Origin of the sequence: Prosthecobacter sp. (assembly GCF_044232965.1) — a bacterium.
Lineage (GTDB): Bacteria > Verrucomicrobiota > Verrucomicrobiia > Verrucomicrobiales > Verrucomicrobiaceae > Prosthecobacter.
Map to the genome: position 1 here is coordinate 56888 of NZ_JBIIKX010000011.1, position 15952 is coordinate 72839.

Sequence of the window (15952 nt, forward strand, 5' to 3'; positions counted from 1 at the left end):
TCAGTCGCGGGTGATAGTGCGGTCAAGATTGAGCAGAACGCTGGCCGTCAGGGTGTAGGCGGCGAGTTCAGAAGGATTGAGCGAGGCGTCGGGCTTCGAGGCACCGGTGGTGATGAGCTTGGAGGCGGCTTCGGGTGAGGCTTTGAATTCTGTGAGGCGCTGATTCAATCCTGCGAGCAGGATGCGCTTGGCATCGGCATCGGGTGCACGAGCGGTGACCAGGCGATAGCCATACGCGATGCGCGACTCAGCCGTGGCGCCACCTTCCTTTATGAGACGCTGCGCCAACGAGCGCGCAGCTTCAACGAAGGTGACTTCATTCAACAACGCGAGTGCTTGCAGCGGCGTGTTGGTACGGGAGCGCTTCACGGTGCAAAGTTCGCGGGAAGGGGAGTCAAACAGCAGCATCGTGGGTGGTGCGGCGGTGCGTTTCCAAACGGTGTACATCGTGCGCCGATACAAACCCTCGCCCGAATCGGCCTTGTAGCCACGCAGGTTGCCGTACTTGCTCGTTTCGTCCCACACACCTTCCGGCATGTAAGGCCGCACGCTGTCTCCGCCGATCTTTGGCACGAGCAGGCCGCTCAAGGCGAGCGCCTGATCGCGCACTAGCTCACCCGCGAGGCGGAAACGCGGTCCGCGTGCGAGGAGACGATTGTCAGGATCTTTCGCGACGAGTTCAGGCGTGACCTTGCTTTGCTGGCGATAGGTCTGGCTCATGACGAGCTGTTTTTGCAGCGCCTTCATGTCCCAGCCGCTGCGCATGAACTCCACTGCAAGCCAGTCGAGCAGTTCGGGATGCACCGGGTATTCGGCCTGTGAGCCGAGATTCTCAGTGGTCTTGCACAAGCCGTAACCAAAGAACTTCTCCCAGGCACGATTGACCCACACACGTGCCGTGAGTGGATTGGCAGGATCGACGAGCCACTTAGCAAGGCCGAGACGATTGAGCGGCGCACCTTTGGGCAAGGGCGGCAGCACGGCGGGCAGGCCCATGCCGACTTTGACGGTCGGTTTGTCGTATTCGCCACGGCTGAGAATGAAGGCCTCGCGAGGTTGCGGCATCTCCTCCATCACCATGACATTCGGCAGTTTGCTCGTGGCATCTTCCAGCGCCTTTTGTTTCGCTACCACGAGGTCGTTGGCACGTTTGATCGGGCTGTCCACGTTGGTGGTGAAGAACTTTTGTATCTCTGCCTTCTGCTGCGCTGTGCGTTTGGCGGCGGGGACTTCGAGAATGCCTTTCACTGCGGCAAGCTGCGTGTCGCCATTGAGTTTAAGCGTTTCGGCAGGCGTGCTGGCCGACGAGATGCGGAAGCGCCCGATGTTGTGGCCGCCGATGGCCTCATGGCGCAGGCGCAGCATCAGCAGCGTGCCCTGCGGGGCTTGCAGCGGTTGTTGCAGCACAAACATGGCGCGGCGCGGGTCTTTCTTGCTGTTGCCGTCGATGGCCCAGCCCTTGCCCTTGTCACGCTTGAGCACTTTGTCGATCTCGTAGCCTTTCTGCGAGTAATCGGCGGACACGCGGGCGAGCGTTTGCTTCTCCGGTTTGCCGCCGGGCTTTTGCATGAAGACATCGAAGTCAGTGAGCACAAAATTGCCGTTGGAGTAGCGTCCCAGGCTTTGATTCGGCAGTGAAAGATCGGGAAGACATTCGAGCATGAGGGCGGTCACGCCTTCCTTCGGCAGTGGCGCGTCGATGATGTAGGTGTCGTTGGTCGGGTTCGGTCCGCTGGCGAGATACGAGCCGTCGGCTTGACGTGTGAGCTTCGCGCCTTTGTCGGCGAGTTTGGAGACGACCTGTGTTGGTTGCAGCGGCACCCAGGCGTTTTGCGCCTGAGAGAGATTCTTCAACGCCTGCGGCTCCCAATTGGCGATGAGTTTGGCGAGGTCTTTCCGAGCGGCGGCTGCTTGCTGCTTTGTCGTGTCGATTTCCTTCTGCATCGAGGCCAGTCTGGCCTCTGAAGCTGGATCAGTGACGGTGACGAGCGGTGGTTCGTTGCCGCCGGCGCGATTCGAGCCGCCAGTGATGGTGCCGCGGTCGGTGGTGTTGTTGAAGAACGAGAAAAGCTGGTAAAACTCCTTCTGGCTGATGGGATCGTATTTGTGGTCGTGGCAGCGGCAGCAGTTTAGGCTCAGTGCCAGCCAGGTAAAACCGGTGGTTTCGACGCGGTCGATGACGTTCTCGATGCGCCACTCCTCGCCGATGATGCCGCCTTCGCCGTTGATACGATGGTTGCGGTTGAAGCCGGTGGCGATTTTTTGATCGAGCGTGGCGTTCGGCAGCATGTCACCGGCGATTTGCTCGATGGTGAACTGGTCGAAGGGCCTGTTCTGGTTGAAGGCACGGATCAACCAGTCGCGCCATGGGGACATGCTGCGGCTGCTGTCGCTTTGGAAGCCATGACTGTCGGCGTAGCGGGCGAAATCGAGCCACTGCATCGCCATGCGTTCGCCGTAATGAGGTGATTGCAGCAGGCGGTCCACCACCTTTTCATAGGCGTTCGTCGCTGGGTCTTTTTCAAACGCATCGACCTCCGCCGGAGTCGGCGGCAGGCCGGTCAGGTCGAGCGAGACACGTCGAATCAGCGTGGCGCGGTCCGCTTCGGGTGAAGGTTTGAGGCCTTCCTTGGCAAGGCGGGCGGTGATGAGGCTGTCGATGGCATCGGGTCCGGCGACGGCTGGTTTGACCGGCGACAGGAAGGCCCAGTGCCCTTGATACTCGGCCCCTTCGGTTACCCACTGTTGAAGCAGCGCTTTTTCACGTTCCGTCAGCGGTTTGCCCATTTTCGAGGGCGGCATGAGGTCGTCCTCGTTGCTGGTGAAGCAGCGGGCGATGAGCTCGCTCTGCTTGGGAGTGCCGGGGACGATGGCGATGGCCCCTGACTCGGCTGGTTTGAGCGCCGCGTCCCGCACATCAAGCCTCAGCCCGCTTTTGCGCTCCTTTTCATCCGGTCCATGACAGTGAAAGCATTTGTCCGAGAGGATCGGACGGATGTCGCGGTTGAAGACGATCTTCTCGGCGGCAGGGGCGAAGGACGGCAGCGTGATGAGCAGAAGCAGGTGGGGGCGCATTGCAAAAACTTATACGCTTAGTCTGGCGTGACATTACGCCGTCTGGCATGGTGAATCGTGCTCAGGCAACGTGTTTTCAGGGAGTGATGCGTGTTCTCCTGATTCAACACAAGGCAGCGAGTTTTTGAAGATTCCTTGCCTGGGAGTGGGAATCTTTCTGGACGATGGCTGAAGGTGATGGTTCTGGTGCCACAAGTGCGCAAAAAACCTATTTTCCAACGAGAAGTGCTTGGTGCTGCTGTTTTGCATGTGCGTAGCGGACGTGCCACCTCCAGGACCACGCTGGCTAGGGAGTTGGGCATCTCACCCTCCACCACCGGCCAGTACGTGGACCGTTTGATTGCTGAGCGATTGTTGGACGAGTCGGGCATCAACCAGGGGCCGATGGGACGGCCGCGGCGGATTCTAAAAACGCGTTCCGAGGCGGGGTGGTTTGCCGGGGTTGAGTTCAGCGCCCAGCGGGTGCAGGCCGTGGGCGTGGATTTTTCCGGCCGTGTGGTGGCGGTGCTGACACGGACGCTGCCAGCGGAGGTGACCGCCAACATTGTGATTCAAACCATCCTGATGAGCGTGTTGAAGCTGGCAGAGTCGATGAGCGGGCCCCTGATTTCTGTGGGGCTGGGGGTTCCGGGCTTGGTGGACCCACAGGCCGGGCTTGGCATTCTTTTCACCTTCATTCCAGACTGGAAACAAATTCCCGTGGTGGAACGAGTGGCCGCAAAGCTTGGCGTGCCGGTGATCCTGCAGGGCAGCCTGAGAGTGATTGCGCTGGCGGAGCGTTGGTTCGGCCTCGGGCACGATCTGAACGATTATGTGATTCTTGGGCCGCGCAGTGGATTTGGTATCGCGATGGTTCAGCAAGGTCGTGTGGTGGAGGGGGCGCATCATGCCGCAGGCGAGGTGGGGCGCTGGCCTTGGCCGCTGGGAGGTGGCAAGGCCGACAGTCAGGAGCTGCACCACGCGTTGAGCGCGCCTGCGACATGGCGGCGGCTCTCAGGACTTCCTGCCCACGCACCTTTGCCTGAGGATTTGCGCTCGGCGGTGGCAGCACTTGCCCAGACTGCCGGGCCGGAGTGGGAGGCGGTGTGTGAGGATTACGCGAGGGTGGTTGGCTGCGTGCAATTGGTCACGGACACGGAGTTGTTCATCCTGCACGGACCGCTCACAGAATTGGGCGTGCGCTTTTGTGAATCGATCACGATCGCTGTGCGGGGGTTGTTTCCATCGCTGGCGGATGCGCCGCCCAGGTTGGTGCCCTCTCAGTTGGGGGACGAGGCCGGAGCGCTGGGCGCGGCAAGCTTGGCGATGGAATCTTGGGCACCGGTATGATGAGCGCCGGACGAGTGCATGAAAAAGCCGGGTGGCTGGATCTTTCCAACACACCCGGCGATGAGAGAGAAGGGGATTACTTCTCGACGGCCTCACCAGCGGCCAGCCAGCCGGACTTGCCAGCGGAGAGGTGCTTCACGTTGGTGTAGCCGAGTTCAGCAGCCTTCTTGGCGGCGGCCTTGTAGGCGCTGCACTGCGGGCCGCCACAATAGGCGACGACGAGCGCGCCTTTGTCAGCAGGAAGGACGGAGGCGAGATCCGCGCCCTTGGAGGCGAAGTCAATTGCGCCAGGAACGTGGCCTTTGGCGTAGGAGGCGGCGCCGTTCACGTCGATGACGGTGACCTTCTTGTCTGCGATGGCCTGCTTGAGGTCGGCGATGCTGATGTCCGGGAACTCGGCGGCGAAGACGGAGGAAGCGACGAGCGCGAAGACGAGAGCGATGATTTTCTTCATGATTTGGTATGGATGGTTTGGGTTAGGGTGTACGCGGGAGGCTGTGCGCGGCAGCGGCCCCGTTTTCCGGGGCAAAGGGTTCATAAAAAGCGGTCTTCAGACAAGAACGGCATGAGCAGGTCTTTTGTGACGTCGCAGGCCGTGGAATTATTCCCGACAAAAATGCGTGGTGCTTTGCGGCTGGTTTCCGTGTTCGTCATGGCTGGGTCAGTAACGAAGCTAGATACGTTTGCTTTAGCCAAATGCTGCATCCATTTACAGGACGGGGATGAAGAGCCGGGCAAAACCGTTGCGCAGACGCTGGAACACGGGGGCAGATTCGAGCATCTCCTGGGTGATCTCGCGGCTGACGGCCAGTTTGGCGTCCATCTCGGTGCGGAGGCACCGGGCGAGGGCCGCGTCATGACAGGCGAGGTTGAACTCGAAATTCAGCCGCAGGCTGCGCGGATCCCAGTTGGTGGAGCCGAGGAAAGACCAGACGCCGTCGATGAGGAAGAATTTGGAGTGATCGAAGGGCGGAGGGGATTCGAAGATGCGGCAGCCGACCGCCAAAAGTTCAGGGTAGAGCGTCTGTGCCGCCCAGGCGACAAAGGGGATGTTGTTCTGAGCCGGAGTCAAAATGGTGACTTTGACGCCGCGAATCGCGCAGAGCCGCAGCGCGGCCATGAGGATGGGGGTGGGTAGAAAATAGGGTGTGATGATGCTCACCTCCTCGCGGGCGGCGTTCAGGGCTGCGAAGAAGGCCGCAGGCATGACCTCGAGGTCCTCATCCGGACCATCAACGATGCCGATGGCGCTGGTCTGGCCTGCGGAGGACAGGGCAGGGAACCAGGCCGGGCCTTCCAGGGTCTCACCCGTGCAGAAAGCCCAGTCCTCGGCAAACACACGCTGGATCTGCGACACGATGGGGCCGGCGACCTCGAAGTGCAGGTCATGCACGGGATGGGCGGGCTTGTGGGCCAGCATGTTGCCCTCGCGGATGTTCATGCCACCGGTGAAGGCGGTGGCACCATCGACGACCATGATTTTGCGATGGTTGCGCAGGTTCATGGTGATGAGGCGCAGGATCATCCGGTTGGGCATGAAGCGGCGCGTGTTCACACCGGCAGTGTTCAGCGCATCGACCACTGGCGGCCAGGAGTAGCGCGTGCCGGCGTCATCCACCATCACCCGCACCTGCACACCGCGTTTGACCGCGTTTGAAAGCTCCGTGACAAAGTCAGCGCCGATGCCGATGGACTCAAAAATATAGCTCGCCAAGGCGATGCTGTGCTGCGCGCCGCGAATCGCCTCCAGCATGCGGGGCATGGCCTCATCACCGTTGTGAAGCGGGGTGACCTTGTTGCCGAGCATGAAGCAGAAGCGTGAGATGCGGTCGAGCGTTCTGGCCAGTTGCTGATGCTCATGCGCGTCAGCGCATTCCGCTGGAAAGGGCAGGGGATGCTCCGGCACCGGGTCATGCCAGGGCTCATGAATGCCACGGCGGTACTGCTTCCCGCGCCTTCTGAGGATGTTGATACCGAAGAACACATATAAGAGAGGTCCGGCGAGTGGCGAAAACACGACCAGCGCTGTCCAAAATGCGGCGGAGCGGTGATCTCGATGCCGCAGAAGCAAATGAGCCAGGGCGACGAGCGCCGCGACGATGGAGATGAGGGCGAGCGCGCCCGTCCAGAGGGTGAGTTCAGGCGGGTTCATGGTAGGCACATTGAAACAGGAGGGACTGAACAACCAACACGGAACGCCAAAGACAATCGAATGTCCAGCCTTGTGCCTCAGTCACCACGCCACCAGGAACGCCAAGTGCTGCGGGCACGCTGTTCGCGCGGGGATTGCACAGGGGCGCGTGGAAGCTGACCTGCCTCCTGGGCGGCGGATTCGGGGGTAGCGGGGCTGGATGTGGCACCGGCGGGGATAAACGGTGGCGCGGCGGGCACGTTCTTGGAAGTGACGGTGTTGTGCATCGGGGCACGCGGGCGGAGGATGATCTCTGCCTCAACCACCACAGGTGCTGACTGCGGGGAGGTTACTTTTTCAGGAGCGGGCCAGGTGCTGCTGAGCATGATGGGGGCGTCGAAGGATGCCTCTCCTGGTTTGGCGAGCTGCACGGGGATTTCGGGGGCACGTTCCGTCTCCGCAGCAGGTTGTTCCGCTGGAGGCGGCATTTCTGCGGGGGTGAACAGTTTGAAGAGTGACTTTTCAGCCTCTGGCTGCGGAGGCGTGTCCGAGGTCACTGATTCCGGTGGCTGTGTGAGCTCGATCTCATCCGGCAACGAACCTCCGGCAAAGACCGGGGCGCTGACAACAGCCTCAAGCGGCATGTTTTCGGATGCAGGCGCGTCTGCCCCGCTGAAAGCGGGAATATCGGGGGACTCGCTCCAGCTTGGCAGCGGATCAATGCCTGGAATCCATCCCGAGGCAGCGGGCATGATGGCAGGTTCCGCCTGCCGTTCGGCCACGGCCCGCGTGGCTGGAATGACGGGCTCGGTGAGATGGGCAAACACCTCCTGCCGCAGATTCATTACGGCAGTTTCGGTGGAATCATCGACCATCAGCGACACGGGTGTGTAATCGTCCTCTGCATCGGGCGCATGGGGCAGAGGCATGAAAGGAGCCTGCAGTTCGCGTTCGGTTTGCTGCTCCAGCCACTGTTTGACCAAGTTTTGTGGCTGGTTTTCCTGAGGCGGCGGCACTGGAATAACGACCACAGGCGAGACGGGCTTCTTGCGCATCAGGGCAAGCGCCGTGGCGCCTGCTGCAAGCATGAGCGGAGCGCCGCCCATGCGTGACCCAATGACACCGCCGAGAGCGGTGGCCCCCAGCAGGGCCAGCGCACCGGGCGGGCTGCTGCCGCGTGGCGAGTCTGGCTCACCAGAAATACCCTTGGTTGGCGTGCTCATCCGTGATTTGAGGATGAGGCTACTTCAGCGCGGCAGGTGCGGCAAGAATCATCTATGGCGCTGCGGCGTGGCACGGGTTGACTTTTATTTGTTGGAGTCGCCCCCGCCGGCAACGGCGACGCCGGCGTCTTCGGGTGGCAGGAAGGCTTTGAAGCGGTTTTTGTCGATGGCCTTCATGTAGGCCTCCATCGGGCTGACGTAGCCGTCGCGCAGCTTCTGCCAGATGGCCTCGTCCATGAACTGCATGCCCTGGGCCTTGCCGCCGATGATCACGTCGTAAAGCTTCTGCGTGGCGCCTTCACGAATGATCGCGCCGACGGCTGGATTGGACACCATGATCTCGTTCACAGCGGCGCGGCCTTTGCCGTCCGATTTTTTCATGAGGAGCTGGGCCACGACGCCTTTGAGCGAGGCGGCGAGCATGGTGCGCACCTGGCTCTGCTGGTCGGAGGGGAAGACGTCGATGATACGGTCAACGGTCTTGCGGGCGTTGTTGGTATGCAGCGTGCCGAAGACGAGCAGGCCGGTTTCTGCGGCGGTCAGCGCGAGAGAAATCGTCTCAAGGTCGCGCATTTCACCCACGAGCACGATGTCGGCGTCCTCGCGCAGCGCGGCGCGGAGGCCGTCAGCGAAGGAAGGGGTCTGAATGGGCACCTCCCGCTGAGTGATGATGCTTTTCTTATTCCGATGCACGAATTCGATCGGTTCCTCGATGGTGATGATGTGGCGGCGGAAGTTGGTGTTGATGTAGTCAAGCAGCGCCGCCAACGTCGTTGATTTGCCTGAGCCGGTGGGGCCGGTGACGAGCACGAGGCCACTGCGCATGTGACCAAACTCTTTGACCACCGGCGGAATGCCAAGCTGCTCCAGCGAGGCGATTTTCGTGGGAATGATACGAAACACGGCTGCGTAGCCATGCTGCTGGCGCAGATAGTTGCAGCGGAAGCGGTTGTCCGCGTCCATCTCGTAGGCGAAGTCGAGATCACCTTTTTCCTTGTAGCGATCCCAGGCGCGCGGCTCGCAGATCTCGCGCATCATGGTCTCCATGATGCGCTCGTCGAGGATCTGGTCTGAAATGGGCTTGATGCTGCCATGCACGCGCACTTTCGGCGGCTGGTTCTGGCTGAGATGAAGATCTGATCCGCCCAGTTCGATGAGCTTCTGGAAAAATTGGTCGATGATTGGCATGGAAGGGCGCTGTTCGCAGGTGTTGCTGGCGGGAAATCAGGACTCGAAGTATTTGCGCATGAGGATCTTGTCCTCGGCGCGGGATTCACACTCCTCACGGCTGATCTGGCCGCTGGCGTAGAGATTGCGCAGGGAGTCATCCATGGGAATCATGCCGACGTTTTTCCCGGTCTGCATGACGCCGCCGAGCATGTAAGTCTTGCCTTCACGGATGCAGTTGCCTACAGCGGGCGTGTTCACCAGGATTTCGAGTGCCATGACGCGGCCATTGCCGTCTATCTTCGGCACGAGCTGCTGGGAGAGGATGCCGCGCAGAGATTCGGAGACCATGATGCGGATCTGCTCGCGCTGGTCGATAGGGAACACGTCGAGCACGCGGTCCAGTGTGCGCGCTGCGCTGCCGGTGTGGAGCGTCCCAAGCACCAAATGGCCCGTTTCAGCGGCGGTGATGGCGAGCGAGATCGTTTCGAGGTCGCGCATTTCACCGACCATGATGACATCCGGGTCTTCACGCAGCGCACCGCGAAGCGCTGCGGCAAACGAGGCGGTGTGGGTGTGAACCTCGCGCTGGTTCACATGGCAGCCTTTCGGCTCGATGACGTACTCGATTGGGTCTTCGAGCGTGATGATGTGATCTTGGCGCTCGGCGTTGATCGAGTCCACGAGGGCGGCGAGTGTGGTCGATTTGCCGCAGCCGACGGGGCCGGTGACGAGGATGAGACCGTTGTGAAAGCGTGTGAGCGTTTTCACCGTGTCTGGAAGGCCCAGTTCTTCGACAGACTTGATCTGCGTTTTGATGACGCGGAAAACCATGTCGATGCCGAGGCGCTGCTGCACGACAGAGGAGCGGAAGCGGCCGTAATTGGGCGAGTAGGCGAAATCAACGTCGCCGCGTGATTCGAGCTGCTTCGTCTGTGCCTCGCCAAGGAATCCATAGGCCAGACGGCGGGTGTCCTCGGGAGTTAGGATAGCCGCGTTGTTCCAGATCGGCTGCAGGTTGCCATAACGCCGCCAGGTGGGCTGCGCACCCGTGGCCAGGTGGAGGTCGGACGCATCATACTCCATGCAGAAGCGCAGGTAGTCGTCCACGGAGCCTAAAACAGGAAGAAGATCTTGAGAGGGTTGGTTGGGATCGGACATGAAAGAGAGATGACGCTAGACTCTGTCTGTGGTGGTGGCGTTCGGAGAAATTTTCTGATGCAGATAGGATTCAAACAACTGGGCGGCGTGGTTCAGAATGGTCTTACGCCCGAGAGTGACAAGCGGACCGAGCAGCAACGCGAGCCGGCCAAGATTTTTAGCGGGAGCGTTCAGATTGTCACGCCTGTTATTGGCACTGACGGAGAATCGCAGAAGCTGCATCAACGCCAAACCGCCCAGCGCCGCGCCACCGATCCAGAGCAGGCGGTTTTTCTGCATGCTGCGCGCCAGAAGCGCGCGCGGACTCCATTCTTCCACCGCATGCGCGGCATGCCAGTCCAGGGAGAAGCGGGCTTCCTCCAGGTCGCGCAAAGCCTGCTGCTTTGCGGTCAGTCTTTCTTGTTGCGGTTGAGCCATTCGCGATCGCGGCGGAATTGATTGAAGGTTTCCTCAAAAAGGCGCAGGCCGCGCAACCGGTTTTTGAATCCGGCCAGGAAAAGCAGGGCAAGAAAAAGATGCGCTCCGGCTCCGGCCAAGGCGACCCGTGTCCAATGCCAGCCATTGAACTCGGCGATGATCCAAACCAGGGCCGGGGCCGCCAGCATCCAGCCGATGATGAGCGCGGTGAGCGCAAGCATGAACCAGCCGGTGAGGCTCGACAGGCGCGCGCCGGCCTCCTGGCCTTCGATGTGCAGCAGTCGTCCCCGTGCCTCGGCGTAAAGCGCCAGGGAACGCAGCAACCCGGAGGCGCTGGCGCGTTCCTCGGCGGCGGGGGGCGAGCCTGGGTCCATGGGGCGTTCGTGCGGTGTTGGAATCAACGGCGCAGTATATTGCCGACGATGAAGCCGATGCCGAATGCGGCCAGCAGGGCCTGCAGAGGCTTTTCCCGTGCAAATTTTTCAGCCTCGACGCGCAGGTCGGCAAAGCGCTCACGCGCCTCACCCAGGGTCTCATCAGCGTATTCACGAAACTCGCCGGCTTTCTCCTTGATGTCGGCAGCCTTGGCCTCGGCCGTGGCGCGGAAGTTCTGTGCGCGGCTTTCAGCGGCGGTCCGAAACTCGGCGGCCTTTTGAGCGGCTGCGGCGCGCAGTTCCTCGGCGGCCTTCATGGCGCTGGCTTTTGCGGCCTGGAAGGGATCGTGTGGCGCGCTGGCGCCGAAGGCGGTCTCTGCGGTGGGATTTTCAGTCATGGTAACTCGAATTAAAGACAGCCTCGTCGCCTTGGCGAGAGGAAAAAGCAGAAGATGATTTCCGCGTTCAACCGTGGCGAGCCGTGCGCATGCTGCTGCGGCGCGGCGCGGACTGCCGACGGCGAGCCATCAAACTGGACAGCCGTAGCGCGGCATTTTGCTGGCGGGCGGTTGTGAGCGCGGCCCTGGCCGCTGTCAGTTCGGCCTCAAGAGCCTCAATGCGCAGAGTCTCCATGGCGGGCAAGGTCGGTATGACGGGCTTGGCGATGGCCTCCGGCTTCGGCGCGGCACTGAGGGCGGCCTCCAGCTTGCGGATTTTGGCACGCGCGGCGTCCAGTTCCTGCTGCCAGGATTCATCCAGTTTTTTCTGCGCGTGCTCGTTGCTTCGCTCGGACTGGTCGAGTCGCACGGCAAGTTCTGCCCGCAGCGCGTCGAACTGACGCTGCATTTTGGCCCGCCATGAGGCCGTGTCATGGTGGCTGGTAATGATTCCTGCCTGCTGCTCGGCGGCCAGCTTTTCCATTTTCAAAGTCTCCTGCAGCATGCGGCGGTTTTGCCTCCTCAGCAGGAAAATGCGCACCAGCGAGATGAAAAACAAAGCGCCGCTGATCCAGAGCAGAAGCTGCAGGAACGACGCATCTTGAAAAATACCGTTGAGCATAGGCTGGTTAAATGCAGCAAGCATCGTTCCAAATCAAACAAGCATGTAGTTCTTCGCTTTGACGAAAAATTAACGCCACGAAGAGAATCAGTGATGGGTGAAAAATATCAGGAGATCGCCAGCGCCGGCACTGGCGCGACAACAGACTCCTCCTCTTCTGCTTCTTTAGCCAAGACGGCGGCGGGCGGGGGCTTGGGGGTGGCGACGTCTGTGATGCGCTGCTGGATGTCCTGATAGCGCTGTTCTGATTCCTCAAGGCGTTTGGAAAACTCGGCGCGGAACGCGTCAAACATGCGCTGGATGTCACCACGCCAAGCATTGGAGTCCTGACGCACGGAGAGAATTTGATTATGTTGGGCGAGCACCTGCTTCTCCATCTTTTCAGTGTCCTCACGCAGGCGTTTGTTGGTACGAAGAAGGAACAAGATCCGAATCATCGAGATCAGAAGCAGACCTCCAACAATGGACAGGACTAACTTCAACATGGGCAGGTCGAATGTGATTTGTGGCAGGCTCATAGGGGAATTGTGAGCACTTCTCGTTCCAATATCAATCCTGCTCACCGGCATTGTTCACGCCGCGTCTTTATCACACCCGGATCACGATCTTGCCAAAATGCCGTCCGCTTTCGATCCGCTGGAAGGCTGCCGCAGCATCCGCAAACTCAAACGTCGAGTCAATCACTGGCTTCATTTGCCGCCTTTCCATTTCGCCAAGCATCTTCGCAAACATCGCCCGCGATCCTACATAAATGCCGTCCAGCCGGATGCCCTTGCGCAGAATCTGCACGGTTTGTATCTCGCCACTGGTGCCTGTGAGCACCCCGATCAGCGCGATGTGGCCTCCAAACCGCGTCGCCTTGATGGAGCGGTTGAGTGTTTCGGGGCCGCCGATCTCGATCACCTTGTCCACCCCGCGTCCGCCAGTCTGCGCCAGCGCCCACTCATCCCACGCGGGATCGGTCTTGTAGTTATGCACGGCATCCGCGCCGAATTCGAGCAGGTGGCGGGCTTTTTCATCGCTGCTCGTCGTGGCCAGCACCCGCGCGCCAGCCAGTTTGGCAAACTGGAGCGCGAAAATCGAGACTCCGCCCGTCCCGAGCACGAGCACCGTTTCACCCGCTCTCAAACCACCACGCGAATGCAGCGCGTCCCAGGCCGTGACCGCCGCGCAGGGCAGGGTGGCGGCTTCTTCAAGAGACAGATGCGCTGGCACTGTCAGCAAGGCCTCGGCACGGATGACCACCAGCTCACGCAGCAGTCCGTCCACCGCGCCGCCGAGCGCCTGCGAGGCATGGGTCTGGCTGAACTCTCCATCCATCCAGCTCGGCATGAACGGGATCACCACCCGGTCTCCAGCTTTCCAAGGGGCCACCCCCTCGCCCACGCTCACCACCTCGCCCGCGCCATCCGAGCACGGGATGCGCGGCACGGGCCCAGTCACACCGCGAATGCCCATGACATTCATATGATCGCGGAAGTTGAGGCTCACCGCGCGAATGCGGATCAAAACCTCGCCGTGGCCGGGATTCGGGTCTGCGAGGCTCACAGATTTCAAGGACTGCAAGCCGTCGGCACCGGTGATTTGATACGCTTTCATGAGCCGGAAGGCTAGCGTTTGTCCGCTGCTGAACAAGGCGGATCTGGTCTGTTCCATCCCCCTCATGAAGTAGGTGTGAACAAACCTGCTCTCAGGGGCGCAAAGCATTCGCACTTGGAGCCAAAACACTGTGGATGTGTCGAAAATGAAAACTTTGCAGTCCTTGCTCGTGGCAGTTTCAGTGGCCAGGGGGGATAGGGAATATGCGGATGCGAGAAAAAATATCGGCGTGGCTCCAGAGTGCCCTTTTTGACCACTGGGGGGCTAACTGGAGAGTTACTGAGTATCGCTAGCAAGCTCTTTAATTGAGGTTTCATCAATGGTGGGTTTATGTGCGTTAATTTGTTGAAATACAGTTATGTAATGGTGATCAACGGGAGTCATCTCTTTGAGTGGAGGCATCTTGGTCCCCCCTACTGGGCTCGTGTGACGAAATGGTCACTTTTTGAGTGCTCTGAAGAGCGTTCCACGATTCAAAAACAAGCGTTCCACAATCAGCATCTTCCCCTTAAATGAGTCTTCGGGGGTAGGGCTTTCGCAGGGCTTGCAATGATGGGATGCCGCAAGAATGAGAATTCGCAACCGCTTGTGAACAACCTGTCAAGAAGTGCGGTTTACGAAGGGAAAAAATGCGAACAAGCGGTTGTGATTACCGCTCTGTCCGTGAGGCCGCTATTCACCCACTGGCTCACTTTTCGAAACGACTGCCCAATCTTTGTGATTGTCACTTGGAAGGCGGCGTGATAAAACCCGCCCCTTCGTGAAATTTCCCGTCCTTCCCGCCATTGTTTTCGTCTTGTCTGCCACCGCGCTCCGCGCCGAGGAGCCGATGCTGCCGCAGACGCTTGGAGCTGGGCTTGATTTTAACACATCCAGCAGTGGCCCGCGCGGCTTCCTGAAGCCCTCCAAGTCGATCAAGCCGCCTGCGAGTCCTGGGACCGCCATCGCAGCGCCGCCTTCGATTGTTCAGACTCCGACCGCCGAGACTCGCCTGCGCCGCCTCGTGGTTGTCACGGGTGATATGACGCCGGAGGCCATCCGCGAGGCCATCATTGCCTGCGGGCAGTCCCGCACGCCGGTGACCACGCTGGGCGGGGTGAATGCCCCCTCGCCCGTTTTGACCGACCTCGCCGGATATTTCGGCTCCACCGTTTCTGCGGACACTCAGAAAAAAGTGCTCGAAACCGTGCGCAAAGGCATGGGCACCGCCTCCAAGCCGCTCAAGCGCGCCGAAGTCGTCGGCTGGCTGCCCAATGAGGGCGTCATGGCTGTCGCGGTGTATCCTGAAAGCTGACATGCTTTCCATGACGCCTGATCCCGTCCCACTCGCGGTTCCGCGTGTCCTTTTGGCCGAGGAGAGTCTGCCCTTCCGCCGTGTCATCCGCGAGGCACTGACCGCTTTCCGTGTGTGCGAGGTCGATGACGCGCCCAGTGCCGAACGCGCCTTTGAAATGGCGCTGCGGCGCGAATACTCGCTCTTCCTGTTTTCCCTGCCGCTGCCGGACATGATGGGGGACATGCTTGACCGCCTGCTCAGCACGGCCTATCCGCTGGTGCATCCCGGCTCCCATGCCGCTCCGCCGGTCATTTTTCTCATCCGCCCCACCGACACGCCGCGATTTGAGGAGTTGAAGCGCGATGTGCGCGTGCGCGGCAGCATGCCGCTGCCGCCCAAGCTCGATGTGCTGCTCAGCGTCACCGCCAAATTGCTCCCCGAGCGCACCAATTCCGTTTTCCCGCCTCATGTTCCCTGATCCTGCCCGTCACAGCGTGAAAATCTGCGGCATCACGCGCCCGGAACAGGCGGAGGAGATCTTCGCGCTCGGTGCGGACGCGGTGGGCATCAATCTTTGGCCTAAATCCAAGCGCCACATGCCTTTGTCCGTCGCAGAGACTTCATTGCATGATATTGCGGCGAAAAACGCACTCGTCGCCGTGCTGGTGAATCCCGATGACGCGTTGCTCGATGCCGCCATCACCAGCGGCTTGTTCCAAGCGCTGCAACTCCACGGCGATGAAACACCGCACGATGTCGAGCGGCTCATGAATCGTGGCGTGAACGTCATCAAAGCCCTGCAAGTGCGCGATGCCGCCTCGCTGCCGCAGATCGGCGAGTTTCCTTGCACCGCCATCCTGCTCGACGCCTACAATCCCGACACCTACGGAGGCGGCGGGCATGCTTTCCCTTGGGAACTGGCGGTTCGTGCCCAGGAGATGTTTCCCGACAAGCGTATTCTGCTCTCCGGTGGTCTTAATGCTGACAACGTGCGTCAAGCTGTGCAGCAGACGCATCCCATTGCCGTTGATGTCGCCAGCGGCGTCGAATCGCAGCCGGGGATCAAGGATCTCGCGCAAGTCGCCCGCTTCATCACTGAAGCGCGCACCGGGTGGTTCACGCGGTGAATTGCCCCGGCATC

16 protein-coding genes are annotated in these 15952 nt (G+C 60.6%); 4 read left to right on the top strand and 12 right to left on the bottom strand.

The window, feature by feature from the left end:
- Window positions 1-3075, bottom strand: coding sequence for a PSD1 and planctomycete cytochrome C domain-containing protein (locus ACILSI_RS07025; RefSeq protein WP_395721149.1), 3075 nt, complete (start codon window positions 3073-3075; stop codon window positions 1-3).
- 177 nt (window positions 3076-3252) lie between these two features.
- Between ACILSI_RS07025 and ACILSI_RS07030 the strand changes: the two genes are divergently transcribed.
- Window positions 3253-4404, top strand: coding sequence for an ROK family protein (locus tag ACILSI_RS07030; protein ID WP_395721150.1), 1152 nt, complete (start codon window positions 3253-3255; stop codon window positions 4402-4404).
- A gap of 76 nt (window positions 4405-4480) precedes the next feature.
- Here the strand turns inward: ACILSI_RS07030 and ACILSI_RS07035 are convergent, their stop codons facing one another.
- From ACILSI_RS07035 to ACILSI_RS07085, 11 genes are all read right to left on the bottom strand, one after another.
- Window positions 4481-4858, bottom strand: a complete 378-nt coding sequence (locus ACILSI_RS07035) for a rhodanese-like domain-containing protein (protein WP_395721151.1) — start codon at window positions 4856-4858, stop codon at window positions 4481-4483.
- A 255-nt stretch (window positions 4859-5113) separates the two neighbouring features.
- Window positions 5114-6556 carry a phospholipase D-like domain-containing protein gene (locus ACILSI_RS07040; protein WP_395721152.1) on the bottom strand — a complete coding sequence of 481 codons (1443 nt, stop codon included), beginning with the start codon at window positions 6554-6556 and terminating at the stop codon, window positions 5114-5116.
- A gap of 77 nt (window positions 6557-6633) precedes the next feature.
- Entirely contained in the window at window positions 6634-7758 is a 1125-nt protein-coding gene (locus ACILSI_RS07045; RefSeq protein ID WP_395721153.1) for a hypothetical protein, read from the bottom strand.
- Between the two features lie 84 nt (window positions 7759-7842).
- A complete protein-coding gene (locus tag ACILSI_RS07050; protein WP_395721154.1) occupies window positions 7843-8946 on the bottom strand; it encodes a type IV pilus twitching motility protein PilT in 1104 nt (367 codons plus the stop codon).
- Between the two features lie 36 nt (window positions 8947-8982).
- Window positions 8983-10086 carry a type IV pilus twitching motility protein PilT gene (locus tag ACILSI_RS07055; RefSeq protein WP_395721155.1) on the bottom strand — a complete coding sequence of 368 codons (1104 nt, stop codon included), beginning with the start codon at window positions 10084-10086 and terminating at the stop codon, window positions 8983-8985.
- 15 nt (window positions 10087-10101) lie between these two features.
- On the bottom strand, window positions 10102-10503 hold the full coding sequence (locus ACILSI_RS07060; RefSeq protein WP_395721156.1) for a hypothetical protein: 402 nt from the start codon (window positions 10501-10503) through the stop codon (window positions 10102-10104).
- Window positions 10476-10877: a phage holin family protein gene (locus tag ACILSI_RS07065; RefSeq protein ID WP_395721157.1), complete on the bottom strand. Its 402-nt coding sequence runs from the start codon at window positions 10875-10877 to the stop codon at window positions 10476-10478. Before ACILSI_RS07065 ends, ACILSI_RS07060 begins: the two co-directional genes overlap by 28 nt.
- A gap of 23 nt (window positions 10878-10900) precedes the next feature.
- A complete protein-coding gene (locus ACILSI_RS07070) occupies window positions 10901-11275 on the bottom strand; it encodes a hypothetical protein (RefSeq protein WP_395721158.1) in 375 nt (124 codons plus the stop codon).
- A 67-nt stretch (window positions 11276-11342) separates the two neighbouring features.
- A complete protein-coding gene (locus tag ACILSI_RS07075) occupies window positions 11343-11936 on the bottom strand; it encodes a hypothetical protein (protein ID WP_395721159.1) in 594 nt (197 codons plus the stop codon).
- Between the two features lie 107 nt (window positions 11937-12043).
- Window positions 12044-12454: a hypothetical protein gene (locus tag ACILSI_RS07080; RefSeq protein WP_395721160.1), complete on the bottom strand. Its 411-nt coding sequence runs from the start codon at window positions 12452-12454 to the stop codon at window positions 12044-12046.
- Window positions 12455-12524: 70 nt separating this feature from the next.
- A complete protein-coding gene (locus ACILSI_RS07085; RefSeq protein WP_395721161.1) occupies window positions 12525-13535 on the bottom strand; it encodes an NAD(P)-dependent alcohol dehydrogenase in 1011 nt (336 codons plus the stop codon).
- A 760-nt stretch (window positions 13536-14295) separates the two neighbouring features.
- Between ACILSI_RS07085 and ACILSI_RS07090 the strand changes: the two genes are divergently transcribed.
- The 3 genes from ACILSI_RS07090 to ACILSI_RS07100 are packed head-to-tail and all read left to right on the top strand — an operon-like array spanning window position 14296 to window position 15938.
- Entirely contained in the window at window positions 14296-14829 is a 534-nt protein-coding gene (locus tag ACILSI_RS07090) for a hypothetical protein (RefSeq protein ID WP_395721162.1), read from the top strand.
- A gap of 10 nt (window positions 14830-14839) precedes the next feature.
- Window positions 14840-15289, top strand: coding sequence for a hypothetical protein (locus ACILSI_RS07095; RefSeq protein WP_395721163.1), 450 nt, complete (start codon window positions 14840-14842; stop codon window positions 15287-15289).
- The gene (locus tag ACILSI_RS07100) at window positions 15279-15938 is read left to right on the top strand and encodes an N-(5'-phosphoribosyl)anthranilate isomerase (RefSeq protein WP_395721164.1); all 660 of its coding nucleotides are present in this window, start codon (window positions 15279-15281) and stop codon (window positions 15936-15938) included. The genes ACILSI_RS07095 and ACILSI_RS07100 overlap by 11 nt, the downstream gene beginning before the upstream one ends.
- Window positions 15939-15952 lie beyond the last annotated feature (14 nt).

Excerpts from the sequence above, each read along its gene's own strand:
- ACILSI_RS07025 (WP_395721149.1), bottom strand. The coding sequence starts at position 3,075 with ATGCGCCCCCACCTGCTTCTGCTCATCACGCTGCCGTCCTTCGCCCCT.
- ACILSI_RS07030 (WP_395721150.1), top strand. The coding sequence starts at position 3,253 with ATGGTTCTGGTGCCACAAGTGCGCAAAAAACCTATTTTCCAACGAGAA.
- ACILSI_RS07035 (WP_395721151.1), bottom strand. The coding sequence starts at position 4,858 with ATGAAGAAAATCATCGCTCTCGTCTTCGCGCTCGTCGCTTCCTCCGTC.
- ACILSI_RS07040 (WP_395721152.1), bottom strand. The coding sequence starts at position 6,556 with ATGAACCCGCCTGAACTCACCCTCTGGACGGGCGCGCTCGCCCTCATC.
- ACILSI_RS07045 (WP_395721153.1), bottom strand. The coding sequence starts at position 7,758 with ATGAGCACGCCAACCAAGGGTATTTCTGGTGAGCCAGACTCGCCACGC.
- ACILSI_RS07050 (WP_395721154.1), bottom strand. The coding sequence starts at position 8,946 with ATGCCAATCATCGACCAATTTTTCCAGAAGCTCATCGAACTGGGCGGA.
- ACILSI_RS07055 (WP_395721155.1), bottom strand. The coding sequence starts at position 10,086 with ATGTCCGATCCCAACCAACCCTCTCAAGATCTTCTTCCTGTTTTAGGC.
- ACILSI_RS07060 (WP_395721156.1), bottom strand. The coding sequence starts at position 10,503 with ATGGCTCAACCGCAACAAGAAAGACTGACCGCAAAGCAGCAGGCTTTG.
- ACILSI_RS07065 (WP_395721157.1), bottom strand. The coding sequence starts at position 10,877 with ATGGACCCAGGCTCGCCCCCCGCCGCCGAGGAACGCGCCAGCGCCTCC.
- ACILSI_RS07070 (WP_395721158.1), bottom strand. The coding sequence starts at position 11,275 with ATGACTGAAAATCCCACCGCAGAGACCGCCTTCGGCGCCAGCGCGCCA.
- ACILSI_RS07075 (WP_395721159.1), bottom strand. The coding sequence starts at position 11,936 with ATGCTCAACGGTATTTTTCAAGATGCGTCGTTCCTGCAGCTTCTGCTC.
- ACILSI_RS07080 (WP_395721160.1), bottom strand. The coding sequence starts at position 12,454 with ATGAGCCTGCCACAAATCACATTCGACCTGCCCATGTTGAAGTTAGTC.
- ACILSI_RS07085 (WP_395721161.1), bottom strand. The coding sequence starts at position 13,535 with ATGAAAGCGTATCAAATCACCGGTGCCGACGGCTTGCAGTCCTTGAAA.
- ACILSI_RS07095 (WP_395721163.1), top strand. The coding sequence starts at position 14,840 with ATGACGCCTGATCCCGTCCCACTCGCGGTTCCGCGTGTCCTTTTGGCC.
- ACILSI_RS07100 (WP_395721164.1), top strand. The coding sequence starts at position 15,279 with ATGTTCCCTGATCCTGCCCGTCACAGCGTGAAAATCTGCGGCATCACG.